Raw genomic sequence first — 16,633 nt, 5'->3', positions numbered from 1 at the left:
GGAGCAGCCGTGCGATCCGAGCCGACCGCCGCACCCCGCCACCGCACCGTCCGGACCCCCGCCGGGCGGCTGCACCTGGTCGAGCAGGGCACCGGCCCGCTCGTCCTGCTCGTGCACGGCTTCCCCGAGTCCTGGTACTCCTGGCGCCACCAGCTCCCGGCCCTGGCCGCGGCCGGCCACCGGGCGGTGGCGATCGACATGCGCGGGTACGGCCGCTCCTCCAGGCCGGCGGCGGTCGACGCCTACCGGATGCTCGACCTGGTGGAGGACAACGTGGCCGTCGTGCGCGCCCTCGGCGAGGAGGAGGCGGTGGTCGTCGGCCACGACCTGGGCTCCCCCGTCGCCGCCGCCTCCGCCCTGCTCCACCCCGGCGTCTTCCGGGCCGTCGGCCTGCTGAGCGTCCCCTACGCACCGCCCGGCGGCCCCCGCCCCACCGAGGTCTTCCGCCGGGTCGGGGGCCCCGGGCAGGAGTTCTACGTCTCCGCCTTCCAGGAGCCCGGCCGCGCCGAGGCGGAGATCGAGCCCGACGTCCGGGGCTGGCTCGCGGGCTTCTACGCGGCCCTGTCCGCCGACACCATGCCCGCCCCGCACGAGCCCGACCCGCACTTCCTCACCCCCGGCGGCCGGCTGCGCGACCGCTTCCCCGCGGGCGTCCGCCCGGCCTGGCTGGGCGAGGACGACCTCGACTTCTACGCCGGGGAGTTCGAGCGCACCGGGTTCACCGGCGCGCTCAACCGCTACCGCAACCTGGACCGGGACTGGGCGGACCTCGCCCCGTACCGCGGCGCCCCGGTCGAGCAGCCGTCCCTGTTCATCGGCGGCACCCTGGACGCCTCCACCACCTGGATGTCCGACGCCGTCGACGCGCACCCCGCCACCCTCCCCGGCCTGACCGCCTCCCACCTCCTGGAGGGCTGCGGCCACTGGATCCAGCAGGAGCGCCCCGACGAGGTCAACCGGCTGCTCACCGACTGGCTCGCCACCCTCCGGGGCTGAGCCGCCGCCGGCCCCCGCCCCGGCCACGCGCGGGCGGGGGCCGGGGGCTCAGCGGAGCAGCAGGTCGCGGATCGCCGCCGCGATCTCGTCGGGCGCCTCCTCGGCCATGAAGTGCCCGGCCCGGGTCAGCCGGTGGTCCAGGTCCGGGGCCCAGGCCCGCCACACCCCGGCCGCGTCGTAGCCCAGCCGGGCGCCCCAGTCCTGCTGGACCACCGTCACGGGCATCGCCAGCTGCGACCCGGCGTCCAGGTCGGCCCGGTCGTGGGCGACGTCGACGCCGGCCGAGGCCCGGTAGTCCGCGACGATCGACGGCACCGCCGCGGCGCTCGCCCGCAGGTAGGCGGCGCGCACCTCCGGCGGCAGCGCGGCCGGGTCGTTCGCCCAGGCGTCCAGGAACGAGCCGAAGAACGCGTCCGCACTGTTGGCGATCATCGTCTCCGGCAGTCCCGGCGGCTGCGCCATCAGGTACAGGTGGTAGCCGACCGCCGCCGGGACGCCGTGCAGCACGTCCCACATGTCCAGCGTCGGCACCACGTCGAGGACGCCCAGGTGGGTGACGGCCTCCGGGTGGTCCAGAGCGGCCCGGAAGGCGACCAGGGCGCCCCGGTCGTGGCCGACCAGGGCGAAGCGCTCGTGGCCGAGCGCCGCCGCCAGGGCGACCACGTCCGCGGCCATGGCGCGCTTGGAGTACACCTCGGGACCGGTGGCGGCCGGCTTGTCGCTGGCGCCGTAGCCGCGCAGGTCGGGGCAGATCACCGTGTGCCGGTCGGCGAGCCGCCCGGCCACGTGCCGCCACATCAGGTGGGTCTGCGGGAAGCCGTGCAGCAGCACGACCGGACTGCCGCCGCCGCCGACGGCGGCGGCCAGCTCCACCCCGTCCGCGCCGGGCAGGCGGACGTGGTCGAAACCGGGAACGGTGAACGTCACGGGAGGCCCCTTCCAGGGGTCGGCGGACCGGCGGGAACCCGGTCCGGGACTGGTGCGACCAGCCTGGACGACGGCGATCAGCAGCCGATCAGCACGCTTCGACGCGGCGCCCCCGGACCCGGAGGATGGGGGCATGCGCATCGACGTGCTCGGCTCCGTCCGGGCCCTCCACGACGACGGCACCCCCGTCGACCTGGGCGGGCCCCGCCACCGGGAGGTGCTGGGCCGGCTCGTCGCCGCCGACGGCCGACTGGTCGCCACCGACACCCTGGTCGACGACCTGTGGCCCGGCGACCCGCCGCCGCGCGCCGTCGGGGCCCTGCGCACCTTCGTCGCCGCACTGCGCCGGGCCCTCGAACCCGGGCGTCCGCCCCGCACCCCGCCGCGCCTGCTGGTCACCGAGGGCCCCGGCTACGCCCTGCGGCTGCCCCGCGAGGACGTCGACGTCCACCGCTTCGAGGACGCCCTGGCCCGGGCCCGGCGCGCCCCCGACGGGCCGGGCGGCCCCGACGCGCCGGCCGGCCTCGACGCGGCCCTCGCCGCCTGGCGCGGCCCGGCCTACGCCGACGTGACCGCCGCCGCCTGGGCCCGGCGCGAGCGCACCAGGCTGGAGGAACTGCGGCTGGAGGCGACGGAACTGCGCGCCCGCCTGCTCCTCGACGCGGGCGCGGGGGCCGACCTCGTCGCCGGGCTCGGCGCCCACGTCGCCGAACACCCCTGGCGCGAACCGGCCTGGGGACTGCTGGCCCGGGCCCTGCACCGGGCGGGCCGCCAGGCGGACGCACTGGCCACCCTCCGCCGCGCCCGCACCATGCTGGCGGACCGGCTCGGGCTCGACCCCGGGGCCGAACTGCGCCGCCTGGAGGCGGACATCCTCCAGGGCGCCCCGCCGTCCCCGCCCCCGGCCCCGGCCCCGCACCCCGCCCGGCCCGGCGGCGTCCGGCTCGGCCCGCGCACCACCGTCGAACTGGCCCGCACCCTGGCCCTGGCGGGCGGCGACGCCCTGGCCCACTCGCGGCGCGACCGCCTCGCCGCCGCCCTGGCCGCGGAGCGCACCGGGGACGCCGCCCTGACCGCCCGCGTCATCGGCGCCTACGACGTGCCCGCCCTGTGGAGCCGGGCGGACGACCCCGGGCAGTCCCGGGCCGTCGTCGAGGCCGCCGAACGCACCCTCGCCGCGCTCGGCCCCGACGGACCCGCCGCCTCGCGGGCCCGCCTGCTGGCCACCGTCGCGGTCGAGAGCCGCAGCGCCGACCTGTCCGACGGCGCGCTGCGGCGGGCCGCCCGGGCCGCGCGGGAAGCCGAGGCGCTGGCCCGGCGCCTGGACGACCCCGCCCTGCTGGCCTTCGCCCTCAACGGCGTCTTCCTCCAGTCCTTCGCCCGGCCCGGGCTCGCGGCCGCCCGGGACGCGACCGGCGCCGAGCTCCTCGACCTCGCCACCCGGCACGACCTGCCGAACTTCGCCGTGCTGGGGCGGCTCGTCCGCCTGCAGTCCGCCTCCGCGCTCGGCGACCTGGACGCCGCGGCCGCGCACGCCGAGGCCGCCGAACGGCTCGCCGCCACCACCGAGGCCTCCCTCGTGCCCGTCCTCACCGCCTGGTACGGGGCCCGGGCCGCGGCCGCCCGCAGCACCGGCCCCGGCGGGCCGGGCGCCGCCACCGTCGCGGCCCGCTACCGCGCCGCCGAGGACGCGCTCGCCGCGACGGGAGCCATGCCGGGCCTGCACCGCGGCCTGTTCGCCCTCGCCCTGCTGGGCCTGCGCCTCCTGCACGACCGCCCCGCGCCCACCGACCCCGCCCTCGACTGGGGCCCCTACCGCCCGTGGACCCGCCCCCTGGTGCTGCTCGCCCGGCACCGGACCGAGGAGGCCCGCGCCGCCCTCGCCGCCGCCCCCGCACCGCCCCGCGACCACCTGCAGGAGGCGCTCTGGTCCCTCACCGCCCACGCGGCCGCCCGCCTCGGCGAGCCCGGGGCCGCCGCCCGCGCCGCGGCGGCCCTGCGCCCCGCCCGGGCCGAACACGCGGGCGCGGCCAGCGGACTGCTGACCCTGGGGCCGGTGGCCCGCTACCTGGCGGAGGCGGAGGCCTGCGCCGACGGGCGCTGAGCCAGGGCGCCCGCCGGCGCGGGCGGGACGGGCGGGGCGAGCGAGGCGGCCCGGGCCGGCTCAGCAGCGGAAGACCTGGTGCACGGAGGCGGTGGCGCCGCCGGTCCGTCCGGACGGGTGGGTCGGGGGCGCGCCGGGGCCGCTCCCCGGCGCGTGCGACGGGACGGGCCCGGCGCCGGCCCGGCCGGACGCGGCGAACCGCACCCCGTTCCAGGTGCCGGGTCCCGACCGGGCGGCCGTGGCCGAGAGGTGCCGCGCGGGGACGCCGGCGGGCGGATCCTGCTCGGTCTCCGTCCGCTCCTCGGGTGCCGGGGCGGCACAGGCCGCGGTGGCCGGCGGGCCGGGTTCGAACCCCTCCGCGACCGCGGGTCCCGTCAGCAGCAGGAGGAGGCCGGCCCGGGCGGAGAGCAGTGCGGTGATCGTGCGGCTTCGACGCACCCGTGTCCCCTCTCCCGGTCGGCGGTGTGCACGTTCAGGTTGGTGAGCGCGGCTGATGGCCGGTCAGTTTGCGCAGGGCGGGCGGGACGTGACGGAGCGTGCACGGCGCCGTGGCCGGATCGCGAGGTTCCGCGGGCGTGGCATGTTCACCGAATTGTTAGCGCTAACAATGACTTCGTCAAACCTTCTCCGCAAAGCCTCCACCGCAGCCGGTGCCACATCGGGCAGTGCTGCGCGACCCCTTGACGCTGATTCTGTGAGCGCTAACACTCTGATGACGCCGGACTGCGGGCGGACCGCGCGCACCAGCCCCGGGCCTTCGCCGCGCCGGGTCGACGACCCGTCCCCTCCCCCGGGAGGGGCGCGCCGGTCCGGCCGCCGTCCGGCTCCACCCCGACCCCGCCCACCCGCTCGTCGGTCGAGCCCGGCCCTCCCTCACCACCGGGGCCGGCCCGCCGGCCCGGCCCGGGCGCCCCCATGGAGGAATTGTGCGGAAGCTTTCGACGGCCCTCGCCGCAGGCGCCCTGGCGCTGACCCTGGCCGCATGCGGCCAGAGCGCGAACGGCGTCGGCGACGGTGCGGCCAAGGGCGACGGCAAGGGCGGCCTGGTGGGCATCGCCATGCCGACCAAGTCGTCCGAGCGCTGGATCGACGACGGCACCAACATGGTCAAGGAGTTCCAGGCCAAGGGCTACAAGACCGACCTGCAGTACGGCGACAACGTGGTGGAGAACCAGGTCTCACAGATCGAGAACATGATCACCAAGGGCGCCAGGCTGCTGGTGGTCGCGGCCATCGACGGCTCCTCCCTCACCGACGTGCTGCGCAAGGCCGCCGACGCGCACATCCCGGTGATCTCCTACGACCGGCTGATCCGCGGCACCGAGGACGTCGACTACTACGCCACCTTCGACAACTTCAAGGTGGGCGTGCTCCAGGGCACCTACATCGCGGAGAAGTTGGGTCTCAAGGACGGCAAGGGCCCGTTCAACGTCGAGCTGTTCGCCGGCTCCCCGGACGACAACAACGCCAACTTCTTCTTCGACGGCGCGATGAGCGTCCTCAAGCCGTACCTCGACGACAAGAAGCTGGTCGTGCAGAGCGGACAGACCGCGTTCAACCAGGTGGCCACCCTGCGGTGGGACGGCGGGCTCGCGCAGTCCCGGATGGACAACCTGCTGAGCAAGTCCTACACCTCGGCCCGGGTGGACGCCGTGCTGTCCCCGTACGACGGCATCTCCATCGGCGTCCTGTCCTCCCTCAAGGGCGTCGGCTACGGCGGCGCGGGCAAGCCGCTGCCGATCGTCACCGGTCAGGACGCCGAGCTGGCCTCGGTGAAGTCCATCATCGCCGGCGAGCAGACCCAGACCGTCTACAAGGACACCCGTCAACTCGCCAAGGTCGCCGTCCAGATGGGCGACGCCCTGCTCACCGGCGGCAAGCCCGAGACCAACGACACCACCCAGTACGACAACGGCGCCAAGGTCGTCCCCGCCTACCTGCTCCAGCCCGTGAGCGTGGACAGGGACAACTACCGGAAGGTGCTCGTCGACGGCGGCCAGTACAGCGCGGACCAGCTCAAGTAGCCCCGCCCGCGCCCGCCCGCAGCCGACCGCACCCGCACCCGCACCCGCCGAAACAGCCGAAACGGATTCCCCATGGCCGGACCCGTCCTCGAGATGCGCGCGATCACCAAGACCTTCCCCGGGGTCACCGCACTGTCCGACGTCAACCTCACCGTCGCCGCCGGCGAGGTGCACGCGATCTGCGGCGAGAACGGCGCCGGCAAGTCCACCCTGATGAAGGTGCTCAGCGGGGTCCACCCGCACGGCACCTACCAGGGCGAGATCCTGTTCAAGGGCGAGCCCTGCCGGTTCAGGGACATCCGCGCCAGCGAGCGGCGCGGGATCGTCATCATCCACCAGGAACTGGCCCTGGTCCCGTACCTGTCCATCGCCGAGAACGTCTTCCTCGGCAACGAGCACGCCCGCCGCGGGATCATCGGCTGGCACCGGACCCTCACCCACGCCGCCGAGCTGCTGCGGCGCGTCGGCCTGCACGAGCACCCGCGGACCAGGGTCGCCGACATCGGCGTGGGAAAGCAGCAACTGGTCGAGATCGCCAAGGCGCTCGCCAAGGAGGTCGAACTCCTCATCCTCGACGAGCCGACCGCCGCGCTCAACGACGAGGACAGCCGCAAGCTGCTGGAACTGATCCTGGAGCTCAAGGCCCAGGGCATCGCCTGCATCCTCATCTCGCACAAGCTGAACGAGATCGCCAAGGTCGCCGACTCCGTCACCGTGCTGCGCGACGGGCGCACCATCGAGACGCTCGCCGTCGGCCCCGGGGGCGTCTCCGAGGAGCGGATCATCCGCGGCATGGTCGGCCGCGACCTGGAGCACCGCTACCCCGAGCGCACCCCGCAGATCGGCGGGATCGCGCTGGCCGTCGAGGACTGGACGGTCCAGCACCCGATCGACCACCACCGCAACGTCGTCGACGGCGTCTCGCTGCACGTGCGGCACGGCGAGATCGTCGGCATCGCGGGCCTGATGGGCGCCGGCCGCACCGAGCTCGCGATGAGCGTCTTCGGCCGCTCCTACGGACGGTGGACCCGCGGCCGGGTCCTGATGAACGGCACCGAGATCCGCACCCGCACCGTCTCCGAGGCGATCGGCCACGGCATCGCGTACGTCACCGAGGACCGCAAGCAGTTCGGCCTCAACCTCGCGGACGGCATCAGCCGCAACATCTCGCTGGGCGCGCTCGGCAAAGTCTCCCGCCGCGGCTGGATCAACGAGCACGAGGAGACCCGGGTCGCCGAGCACTACCGCGCGTCCATGAACATCAAGGCCCCCTCGGTGTTCGCGGAGACCGGCAAGCTCAGCGGCGGCAACCAGCAGAAGGTCGTCCTCAGCAAGTGGATCTTCGCCGGACCCGAGGTGCTGATCCTCGACGAGCCGACCCGCGGCATCGACGTCGGCGCCAAGGCGGAGATCTACACCGTCATCGCCGACCTGGCCGCCCAGGGCAAGGCGGTGCTGGTCATCTCCTCCGAACTCCCCGAACTGCTGGGCCTGTGCGACCGCGTCTACACCATGGCCGAAGGACGGCTGACCGGTGAGGTGGAGCGGGCGGACGCGACCCAGGAATCCCTCATGCGCCTCATGACCGTGAGCGCCGCGACCCAGAACGAGCAGGTGTGACGCATGGCCCAGACCGGGACCACCCCCCAGACCAGGAAGGCCGCCCCGGAGGCGGCCGGACGGCCGTCCGCCCGGACCCTCCTCGCCCGGGCGCTGCGCGGGAACATCCGCCAGTACGGCATGCTGGTCGCCCTCGCGCTGATCGTGGTGCTGTTCCAGATCTGGACGGACGGCATCCTGCTCCAGCCGCTGAACGTCACCAACCTGATCCAGCAGAACAGCTACGTCCTGATCCTGGCCATCGGCATGATGATCGTCATCATCGCCGGGCACATCGACCTGTCGGTCGGCTCGCTGGCCGCCTTCACCGGCGCGGCGGCGGCCGTCATGATGGTCCGGCACCACCTGCCCTGGCCGGTGGCGCTGATCGCCTGCCTGCTGATCGGCGCGGCGGCCGGTGCCTGGCAGGGCTTCTGGATCTCCTACGTCGGCATCCCGTCGTTCATCGTGACGCTGGCGGGCATGCTGGTCTTCCGCGGCGGCACCCAGATCATGCTGCAGGGCCAGTCGATCGCCCCGTTCCCCAAGGGCTTCCAGAAGATCGGCAGCGGCTTCCTGCCCGAGGTCGGCCCGCACACCGACTACCACAACCTCACCCTGCTGCTCGGCGCCGCCGTCCTCGCCGTCGCGCTCCTGCAGGAGGTCCGCGGCCGCCGCCAGGCCGCCTCGTACGGCCTGGAACTCCTGCCGACGGGCTTCTTCCTGGCCAAGCTGGCGGCCGTGACCGCCTCGGTGGCGGTCTTCACGCTGCTGCTGGCCAGCTACCACGGCTTCCCGGTCGTGCTGCTGATCCTGGCGGTGCTGCTGTTCTGCTTCGGCTACCTGATGCGCAACTCGGTCATCGGGCGGCACACCTACGCCATCGGCGGCAACGAGGCCGCCGCCAAGCTGTCGGGCGTGAAGAGCAAGCGGGTGGTCTTCCTCGCCTTCGTCACCATGGGCGTGCTGGCCGCCCTGGCCGGGCTGGTCTTCGCCGCCCGCCTCAACGCCGGGACCCCGCAGGCCGGCATCAACTTCGAACTGGAGGCGATCGCCGCCGCGTTCATCGGCGGCGCCTCGGCCTCCGGCGGCGTCGGCACCGTGCTCGGCGCGATCATCGGCGGCCTGGTCCTCGGCGTCCTCAACAACGGCATGTCGCTGGTCGGCATCGGCACCGACTACCAGCAGGTGATCAAGGGCCTGGTCCTGCTCGCCGCGGTCGGCTTCGACGTCTACAACAAGCGCAAGGCCGGCTCCTGACCCCTCCCCGCCCGTCCGCCCGGCCGCGGCACCGGCACCGGCACCCGTGCCGACCGGGCCGGGCCGGGCATCACACCGCCCATCGGGGGTACCCGTCAGCGGACCACGGCCCACCCGCACGGTGGGGTCGGCCGTCCGGCAACGGAGAGTGGTGTGAACGTGACGACAGTGGAGAGCATCGACGAAACGGTCCTGTTCGCCGACCGCTACCGGGTCGAGGGCACCCTGGGGCAGGGGAGCGCCGCCGAAGTGCTGCGCGCCGTCGACCTCCGCCTGGGCCGGAGGGTCGCGCTGAAGGTGCTGCACCGGGGCGCTCCCGAGGACTTCGCCCGCCGGTTCACCGCCGAGGCGCGGACGCTCGCCCGGCTCCGGCACCACGGCGTGGTCGAGGTCTACGACCACGGCCGCGCCGGCGACCGCCCCTACCTCGTCCTGGAACTCGTGGACGGGACGACGCTCGCCGACACGCTGCGCGCCTCACCGCTGCCCGCCTCCGCCACCCTCCGGCTCGGCCGGGAACTCGCCGGCACCCTCGCGTTCGTCCACGCCCACGGCGTCGTCCACCGCGACGTCAAACCGTCCAACGTCCTGATCGACACCGCGGGGACCCCCCGCCTCACGGACTTCGGCATCGCCCGCCACCCCTCGGACGAGGACGCCCAGGACACCGACGCGACCCGGACCGGCTTCGTCGTCGGCACCCCCGCCTACCTGGCACCGGAGCAGCTCCGCGGCGAGGGGGCCCGCCCGCCCGCCGACGTCTACGCCCTGGGCCTGCTGCTGATCGAGTGCCTCACCGGACGGCGCGCCTACCCCGGCGGCCCCATGGAAGCGGCGGTGGCCCGCCTGCTGCACTCCCCCGCCGTCCCCCCGGGCACGCCCGCACGGCTCGCCCGGGCCCTGCACGCCATGACCCGGACGGACCCCGGCGAGCGCCCGTCCGCCGCGACCTGCGCGGACCTGCTCGACCCGCGGACACCGCCGCTCCCGCCCCCCGGCCACCGGGCACCGGCGGGCCGGAACACCACCCGGCGCACGCGCGTCGCCCTGTCCGCCGGGACGGTCGGCCTGCTGCTCGCCGCCGGGGCCGGAAGCATGGCCTTCGGCACCGGACACCACGCCGGACCGCCCGCACGACAGCCCGCCCCCGCCTCCACCCCCGCACCGGACCCCACCCCCTCCACCGCCCCGCCGCAGACGCCGACCGCGAGCCCCGACGACACCGGCACGCCGGCCGGTTCGGCCGCGCGGACCACGGCACCGTCCGGCCCCGGCACCGGCCCGCAGGCCGACCCGGCGGGGGCGCCCCGCAGCGACAGCGGGAAGAAGGGGGAGAAGGCGCAGAAGGCGGAGAAGGACGGGAAGCCGGCCCGCAAAGGACCGAAGCGGTGACGCGGCGCCCCGGCCGCCCCCGCGACACCCCGCCCCGCCCCCGGTGCCGGCGGTCATGACCGGTGCGCTCACCGTCGGCCGGGACGGCGGCGGTACTGTCGTGGCGGACGATGCCGCCGCGAAGGCGGCCGGCGTCCGCCCGAACTGACCAGACCGGGCCCCGCCCGCGCGGCGGGCCCGGGCCCGACGAAGCCGGAACGGTGGTCCATGGCCGCGCCCCGCCGCACGACGCTCGCCGACGTCGGCCGGGAGGTCGGCGTGAGCGCCAAGACCGTCTCCCGGGTGCTCAACGGCGACGGGCCGACCTCCCCCGAGACCCGGCAGAAGGTCCTGGCGGCGGTCGAGAAGCTCGGCTTCCAGCCCAACCTGATGGCCCGCAACATTCGCGTCGGCGGCCCGGACAGCACCGTCGGCCTGATCGTCCCCGACATGGGCAACCCGTTCTTCGGCTCCGTCGCCGGCGGCATCGAGAGCGCGGTGCGCGAACGCGGACTGACCCTGCTGATGGGCTCCTGCGCCGACGACCCCGCCCGCGAACGCGCCCTGATCGACACCTTCCTGGCCCGCCGGGTCAGCGCCCTGATGGTGGTGCCCACCGCCGGCGCCGACCACGCCCACCTGCGCACCGCCCGGACGAACGGCCTGCCCGTGGTCTTCCTCGACCGCCCCGGCACCAACCTGGCCGCCGACAGCGTGGTCAGCTCCAACCGGGACGGCGCCCGCGCGGGCACCGCCCACCTGATCGCCGCCGGACACCGCCGGATCGCCTTCATCGGCGACCGTCCCGCCACCCTCTACACCCGCCGCGAGCGCCTGGCCGGCTACCGCGAGGCCCTCGACGCCGCCGACCTGCCGTACGACCGCTCGCTCCTCCTCGACGGCCACACCGAGACCGAGGCCGCCGACGCCGTCCAGCGCGCCCTGCGCGACCCGCGGCCGCCCACCGCGATCCTCGCCGCCAACAACTTCGCCGCCATGGGCACCGTCCTGGCCACCACCCGGGCCGGCCGGCGCGACGTCGCCCTGGTCTCGTTCGACGACCTGCCCTTCGCCGAGATCCTGCAACCCGCCATCACCACCGTCGCCCAGGACCCCACCGCCATCGGCACCACCGCGGCCGCCATCGCCCTGGCCCGCCTCGACGGCGACCGCACCCGGGCCCGCACCGTCACCGTCCCCACCCGCCTCATCCCCCGCGGCTCCGGCGAACTCCCGCCCACCACCCGGTAGTTCCCCAGCACCGCGCCCCCCCGGGCCACCGGTGGCCCGGGACGGTCACCACGGGACCGGGGTGAGCCGGAGTGGGAGGGCACCACGGCGTCGGTCTGCCACCCGGTCGCGCTCCAAGCCAGTTATTATTATCGTCTTTACGGGCCGGATGCGGTGATCCTCCGGCCCGCTCCCACCGCGCTCCGCGCAGGCCGCGCCCCGCCTCCTGCGATTCGCCACCCCCACCTCCGGCCGGTGCGTCAGACTTGTCCGGCGCCAGCAGTTCCCAGGACAGGCACCGGAGGTAGGACCCATGACACGCTACGGAGTCGACCTCGACCAACATCGACTGATCGCCTCGTGGGGCACCGGCGAGGGCGACCTCTCCACCCGCATCGCCGCCCTGCCGGGCGACGCCGGGACCCCCACGCTGCTGGCCCTGGCCCGCTCCCTCACCCAACTGTCGGACGCCGCCTGGCGCACCTACACCCACCCGGCCAGCGCCGCCGGCTCCCTGGAGCCCGACAGCGAGGGCCGGCGCCGGGAGCGGGAACGCGAGGCCTTCGACAAGGTCGCCGGCGCGATCGCCGACCCGCACCTGCCGCACGGCGGCACGATGATGGTCTCCTACAGCCGCCTGGTCGAGTCCGCCCACCGCGTCGGACGCGCCCTCCACGACCTCGGCGAGGAGGCCCTGACGGAAGCCGTCCTCGCCGAAGCCGCCCTGGAACTCGCCTCGGTGGAGAACGCCGAACTCGGCGACCTCACCGGCCGCGCCCAACAGGCCGTCCTCCTCAGCCGCGAGGACGCCTCCCCCGTCCAGGTCGCCGCCGCCGACCGGCTGCTGGAACAGGACCCCTTCGGCCCCACCGCGCTGTTCTCCACCGTCGACCCCACCGCGGCCGCCGTCGCCGCCGCGCACTGGCTCGCCGCCGCGGCGGAGGTCACCGCCCGGTCCTCCGGCGGGGACCCCACCCAGGTCGTCATGGAAGCCGACACCATCGAGTCCCTCCCCCACGAGACCCCCACCCTCGTCCTGGGCCTCATCGAGGACGGCGCCACCCCGTACGAGGCCGTCACCGCGCTCGTCCGTCACGCCATGCACATCACCGACGGCCTCCTGCTGGACCCCGTCTCGCTGCGCGACCAACTGGAGGACTTCGAGGAGACCGTCGCCGAACACACCGGCGAGGACGACCCCGACCTCGACGACGTCGCCGTCCGCCTCACCCCGCTCGACCCCAAGCGCCCCGCCCGCGACCTCCTCGAAGACCTCCTCGCCGGCATCCACGGCTGCTGGCTCCTGCACGGCGAGTCCGCCGACCCCGACGAGGACGAAGGCCCCGGCGACGCCGAGGCCCGCCAGCGGCGCAGCCACGAACGCTTCGCCGACCTCGTCCGCGCGACCGCCGCCGCCCGCCGCGACCGCCTCGTCTGACCGGCGCCCGGTCTCCCGGGCGCCGTCGACGGCGGCGTGTCCCCGGATCCCCGGCCTCCGGCCCGTGCCCGCCCGGGACCGGCTCAGCCGTAGGCGTTGAACTCGGCGATCGACCACCAGGAGCTGGACGTGCCGGTCTGCACGACCTTCACGTACCGGGCGCTCTGCGCCGGGAAGTCGACCGTCACGAGGGCGCCGGTACCGGTGCCGGTGGCCACCGCCGAGCCCCACGCCACCCCGTCCGAGGACAGGAACACCTGGTAGCCGCGGGCGTAGTCGTTCGCGCTGCCGGCCGAGTCCATCGTGATCCGGGCCAGCGGCCGCACCGCACCGGTGTCGACCGTCACCGACTGCCCCGCCGCCATCGGCACGCCCGACGACCAGCGCGAACCCGCCGACCCGTCCAGCATGTTCGCCGCCACGTCACTCCCACCGGTGGCGGAGGCCGACGCCGCCCAGCCCGTGCGCGGCAGCACGCTCACGGCGCCGCCGGAGGTGTAGGCGTTGAACTCGGCGATCGACCACCAGGAGCTGGACGTGCCGGTCTGCACGACCTTCACGTACCGGGCGCTCTGCGCCGGGAAGTCGACCGTCACGAGGGCGCCGGTACCGGTGCCGGTGGCCACCGCCGAGCCCCACGCCACCCCGTCCGAGGACAGGAACACCTGGTAGCCGCGGGCGTAGTCGTTCGCGCTGCCGGCCGAGTCCATCGTGATCCGGGCCAGCGGCCGCACCGCACCGGTGTCGACCGTCACCGACTGCCCCGCCGCCATCGGCACGCCCGACGACCAACGCGAACCCGCCGACCCGTCCAGCATGTTCGCCGCCACATCACTCCCACCGGTGGCGGAGGCCGACGCCGCCCAGCCCGTGCGCGGCAGCAGGACCGGGCCGCCGCTGCCGGTGCCGCCGGTGACGGTGGTCGTGGCGGTCAGCCGCAGGTCGCGGGAGGAGGAGCCGACCGAGACGGTGTGGGTTCCGGGCGCGGTGGTCCAACTCCCGTTCCAGTACTGGAAGCTGCGGGCGTCCAGGGTCAGGGCGACGTGCTTGGTCCCGCCCGGGTCGAGGGCGACCTTCCGGAAGCCGCGCAGGTTCTTCGGCGGTTCGCCGCTGCCGGCGGGCTGGCCGACGTACACCTGGGCGACCTCGGAGCCGGCCCGGGTGCCGGTGTTGGTGACGTCGAAGCCGACGGCGACGTTGCCGGCGGCGTCGGGGGCGGAGACGGTCAGGCCGGAGTAGCCGAAGGTGGTGTAGGAGAGGCCGTGGCCGAAGGGGTACAGCGGCTCCTTGTTCTTGGCGTCGTACCAGCGGTAGCCGACGTTCACGCCCTCGGAGTACTGGACGCCGCCGTTCTGGCCGGGCCACTGGGCGGTGGTCGCGGCGGGCACGTCGGCGAGCGACTTCGGGAAGGTCACGGGGAGCTTGCCGGAGAAGTTGACGTCGCCGTAGAGCAGCGCGGCGACGGCGGTGCCCGCCTCCTGTCCGGGGTACCAGTTCTCGACGATGCCCTGCACCGAACCCGCCCAGGGCATGGTGACGGCGGAGCCGCTGTTGACGACCACCACGGTGTGCGGGTTGACGGCGGCGACGTCCGCGACGAGCTGGTTCTGCGCGGCGGACAGGTCGATGTCGCGCAGGTCGGAGCCCTCGGACTGGAAGTCGCTGACGAAGACGAGCGCCAGTTCGGAGCCGCGGGCGGCCGCGACGGCCTGGTCGTGGGCGCTCTGGCCGGGCACGGACCAGCCGAGGGCGGCGTTGCTGCCGCCGCCGGCCTGGTAGTAGTCGACCTCGATGTCGACCGGCTGACCGGCGGTCAGGGTGACGCTGCCGGTGCGGGTGGTGGGGCCCTGGTTATACCAGTTGTCGATGACCTGCCGGCCGTTGACGAGCAGGCGGCTGCCGTCGTCGCTGTTCAGCGAGAACTGGTAGCTGCCGCCGACGGGCGGGGTCAGCGTGCCGGTCCACTTCACCGACCAGTTGGTGGCGTTGACCCCGGTGGCGGGCGACCGGCCGCCCCAGACCGTGTCGATGTCCGCGTCCACCCGGCTCGCCACGACCGGGCCGGACAGGTCGGTGCTGTTGTGGTACTCGCCGTACAGGCCGGTGCCGGTGCCGCTGGACGGCTTGAGCGCGCCGGACGGCACCGGCGGCAGCGAGCCGTCGGCGGCGGGGCCGCCCTGGGCGAACGTCACCGTGGTCCCGGCCCCGGCCCGGGCCTTGATGCCCTGGTAGGGCGTCACCACGTGGGGGGCGTTGACGGCGGCGCTGCCGCCGCCCTGGGTCATGACGCCCGCCCCGGCGTCCTCGCCGATCACCGCGATCGACTTCACCGACGGCGCCACGGGCAGCACCGAGGCGTCGTTCTTCAGCAGGACGCTCCCCTCCTGGGCGACCCGCTGCGCGACGGCGGCGTTGGCGGCGTTGGTGACGACCGCGTCCCGGTCGCCGTTCTGCGGGTGGTCGAACAGGCCCCGGCGGAACATCGACACCAGCACCCGGCGGACGTGGTCGTCGATCGTCGCCCGCGACACCTGGCCGGCGTCGACGGCGTTGGTCAGCGCGGTGCCGTAGTAGTCGCTGCCGGGCATCTCCACGTCCAGGCCGTTGTTGGCCGAGGCGACGGTGGAGTGGGTGGCGCCCCAGTCGGCGGTGACGAAGCCCTTGAACCCGAGGTCGCCCTTGAGGACGCCGTTCTGCAGCGGCCCGTTCTCGCACGCGAAGGCGCCGTTGACCGCCGAGTACGAGCACATCGCCGAGTCGACGCCCTGCCGGACGGCCGCCTCGAACGCCGGGAGGTAGATCTCCCGCTCGGCCCGGTCGGAGACCACCGCGTTGTCGGCGGGGGTGTTGCGGTCGGTCTCCTGGTTGTAGACCGCGAAGTGCTTCACCTGGGCCATCGGGCCCTGGCTCTGGAGGCCCGCGATGTCGGCGGCGCCGATCTGCCCGGCCAGGTACGGGTCCTCGCCGAACGACTCGAAGGCCCGGCCCCAGCGCGGGTCCCGGACGATGTTGACGGTCGGGGCGAGCACCACGTTGGTGCCCTTGCCCCACTGCTCGGCGCCGAGCACCTGGCCGTAGGCGCGCATCAGGTCCGGGTCCCAACTGGCGGCGCCGGACACCGGGGCCGCGAGCTGGGTCACGCCGGTCAGGCCGTCGCCGGCGCCCACCGGGCCGTCCTGGAAGTGCAGCGCGGGGATGCCGAGGCGGGTGTTGGCCGGGACGCATCCCGCGTAGCCGCAGGACGGCCCGCCGTGCAGCATGGTCAGCTTCTCGGCCTGCGTCATCGCGGCGAGCAGCTCGTCGGCCCGCTGGTCGGGGGTCTGGGACGCGTTGGTCCACGGCTGGTCGGCGGCGCTCGCCGCCGGACTGCCGAGGGCGGCCAGGGCCCCGGCCACCAGGAGGGCGGCGAGCGGCCCGGCCAGGGCGGTTCGCGGGTGAGGACGGCGCACGACGGCTCCAGTCGGCGGAAGGGCACCCCGGCCGACGGCTCGGGGCGCGGGAACGGGGGTGGGGGTGGGGTGGGGGCGGCCGCGGCGTCGTCGACGGCGCCGGGCGGGCGGGGTGGCGGGGGCGGGGGCCCCCCCCCCCCGGCCCCCCCCCCGGGGGCCCCCCCGGCCCCCCCCCCCCCCCCCCCCAAAAAATGAGGCCCCACCGGGGGGGGGGGGGGGGGTGGGGGGGCCGCAC

At 75.1% G+C, this 16,633-nt stretch carries 11 protein-coding genes; 8 read left to right on the top strand and 3 right to left on the bottom strand.

What is annotated here, in order from left to right; all coding sequences use genetic code 11:
• The first annotated feature begins 9 nt into the window (after positions 1 to 9).
• Positions 10 to 996 (top strand): alpha/beta fold hydrolase, encoded by a 987-nt coding sequence (locus ACZ3J7_RS34410; protein ID WP_465627330.1) that lies wholly within the window; start codon positions 10 to 12, stop codon positions 994 to 996.
• Between the two features lie 48 nt (positions 997 to 1,044).
• Here ACZ3J7_RS34410 and ACZ3J7_RS34405 read toward each other — a convergent pair whose 3' ends face one another.
• Positions 1,045 to 1,923 (bottom strand): alpha/beta fold hydrolase, encoded by an 879-nt coding sequence (locus ACZ3J7_RS34405; protein WP_465627329.1) that lies wholly within the window; start codon positions 1,921 to 1,923, stop codon positions 1,045 to 1,047.
• Positions 1,924 to 2,056: 133 nt separating this feature from the next.
• Between ACZ3J7_RS34405 and ACZ3J7_RS34400 the strand changes: the two genes are divergently transcribed.
• On the top strand, positions 2,057 to 4,027 hold the full coding sequence (locus ACZ3J7_RS34400) for a BTAD domain-containing putative transcriptional regulator (RefSeq protein ID WP_465627328.1): 1,971 nt from the start codon (positions 2,057 to 2,059) through the stop codon (positions 4,025 to 4,027).
• A gap of 60 nt (positions 4,028 to 4,087) precedes the next feature.
• Here ACZ3J7_RS34400 and ACZ3J7_RS34395 read toward each other — a convergent pair whose 3' ends face one another.
• Positions 4,088 to 4,465, bottom strand: a complete 378-nt coding sequence (locus ACZ3J7_RS34395; RefSeq protein ID WP_465627327.1) for a hypothetical protein — start codon at positions 4,463 to 4,465, stop codon at positions 4,088 to 4,090.
• A 488-nt stretch (positions 4,466 to 4,953) separates the two neighbouring features.
• Between ACZ3J7_RS34395 and chvE the strand changes: the two genes are divergently transcribed.
• The 6 genes from chvE (at position 4,954) to ACZ3J7_RS34365 (ending at position 12,949) form a co-directional block, all read left to right on the top strand.
• Complete coding sequence (chvE, locus tag ACZ3J7_RS34390) at positions 4,954 to 6,051, top strand: multiple monosaccharide ABC transporter substrate-binding protein (RefSeq protein ID WP_465627326.1); 1,098 nt, start codon at positions 4,954 to 4,956, stop codon at positions 6,049 to 6,051.
• Positions 6,052 to 6,123: 72 nt separating this feature from the next.
• Positions 6,124 to 7,671, top strand: coding sequence for a multiple monosaccharide ABC transporter ATP-binding protein (gene mmsA, locus ACZ3J7_RS34385; protein WP_465627325.1), 1,548 nt, complete (start codon positions 6,124 to 6,126; stop codon positions 7,669 to 7,671).
• 3 nt (positions 7,672 to 7,674) lie between these two features.
• On the top strand, positions 7,675 to 8,910 hold the full coding sequence (gene mmsB, locus ACZ3J7_RS34380) for a multiple monosaccharide ABC transporter permease (protein WP_465627324.1): 1,236 nt from the start codon (positions 7,675 to 7,677) through the stop codon (positions 8,908 to 8,910).
• A 153-nt stretch (positions 8,911 to 9,063) separates the two neighbouring features.
• A complete protein-coding gene (locus ACZ3J7_RS34375; RefSeq protein WP_465627323.1) occupies positions 9,064 to 10,302 on the top strand; it encodes a serine/threonine-protein kinase in 1,239 nt (412 codons plus the stop codon).
• A gap of 207 nt (positions 10,303 to 10,509) precedes the next feature.
• Positions 10,510 to 11,532, top strand: a complete 1,023-nt coding sequence (locus tag ACZ3J7_RS34370) for a LacI family DNA-binding transcriptional regulator (RefSeq protein WP_465627322.1) — start codon at positions 10,510 to 10,512, stop codon at positions 11,530 to 11,532.
• 292 nt (positions 11,533 to 11,824) lie between these two features.
• Positions 11,825 to 12,949, top strand: coding sequence for a hypothetical protein (locus ACZ3J7_RS34365; protein WP_465627321.1), 1,125 nt, complete (start codon positions 11,825 to 11,827; stop codon positions 12,947 to 12,949).
• A gap of 83 nt (positions 12,950 to 13,032) precedes the next feature.
• Here ACZ3J7_RS34365 and ACZ3J7_RS34360 read toward each other — a convergent pair whose 3' ends face one another.
• Positions 13,033 to 16,398 (bottom strand): glycoside hydrolase family 3 C-terminal domain-containing protein, encoded by a 3,366-nt coding sequence (locus ACZ3J7_RS34360; protein WP_465627320.1) that lies wholly within the window; start codon positions 16,396 to 16,398, stop codon positions 13,033 to 13,035.
• Positions 16,399 to 16,633 lie beyond the last annotated feature (235 nt).

The sequence above is a fragment of the Kitasatospora sp. NPDC015121 genome (assembly GCF_055562955.1).
Note: the sequence above shows the minus strand (reverse complement) of the source record. Positions and strands in the feature narration are given on the sequence as shown.

Bases quoted from the DNA above. Each gene is read 5' to 3' on its own strand.
- ACZ3J7_RS34365 (WP_465627321.1), top strand. From the start codon at position 11,825: ATGACACGCTACGGAGTCGACCTCGACCAACATCGACTGATCGCCTCG.
- ACZ3J7_RS34370 (WP_465627322.1), top strand. From the start codon at position 10,510: ATGGCCGCGCCCCGCCGCACGACGCTCGCCGACGTCGGCCGGGAGGTC.
- mmsB (WP_465627324.1), top strand. From the start codon at position 7,675: ATGGCCCAGACCGGGACCACCCCCCAGACCAGGAAGGCCGCCCCGGAG.
- ACZ3J7_RS34400 (WP_465627328.1), top strand. From the start codon at position 2,057: ATGCGCATCGACGTGCTCGGCTCCGTCCGGGCCCTCCACGACGACGGC.
- mmsA (WP_465627325.1), top strand. From the start codon at position 6,124: ATGGCCGGACCCGTCCTCGAGATGCGCGCGATCACCAAGACCTTCCCC.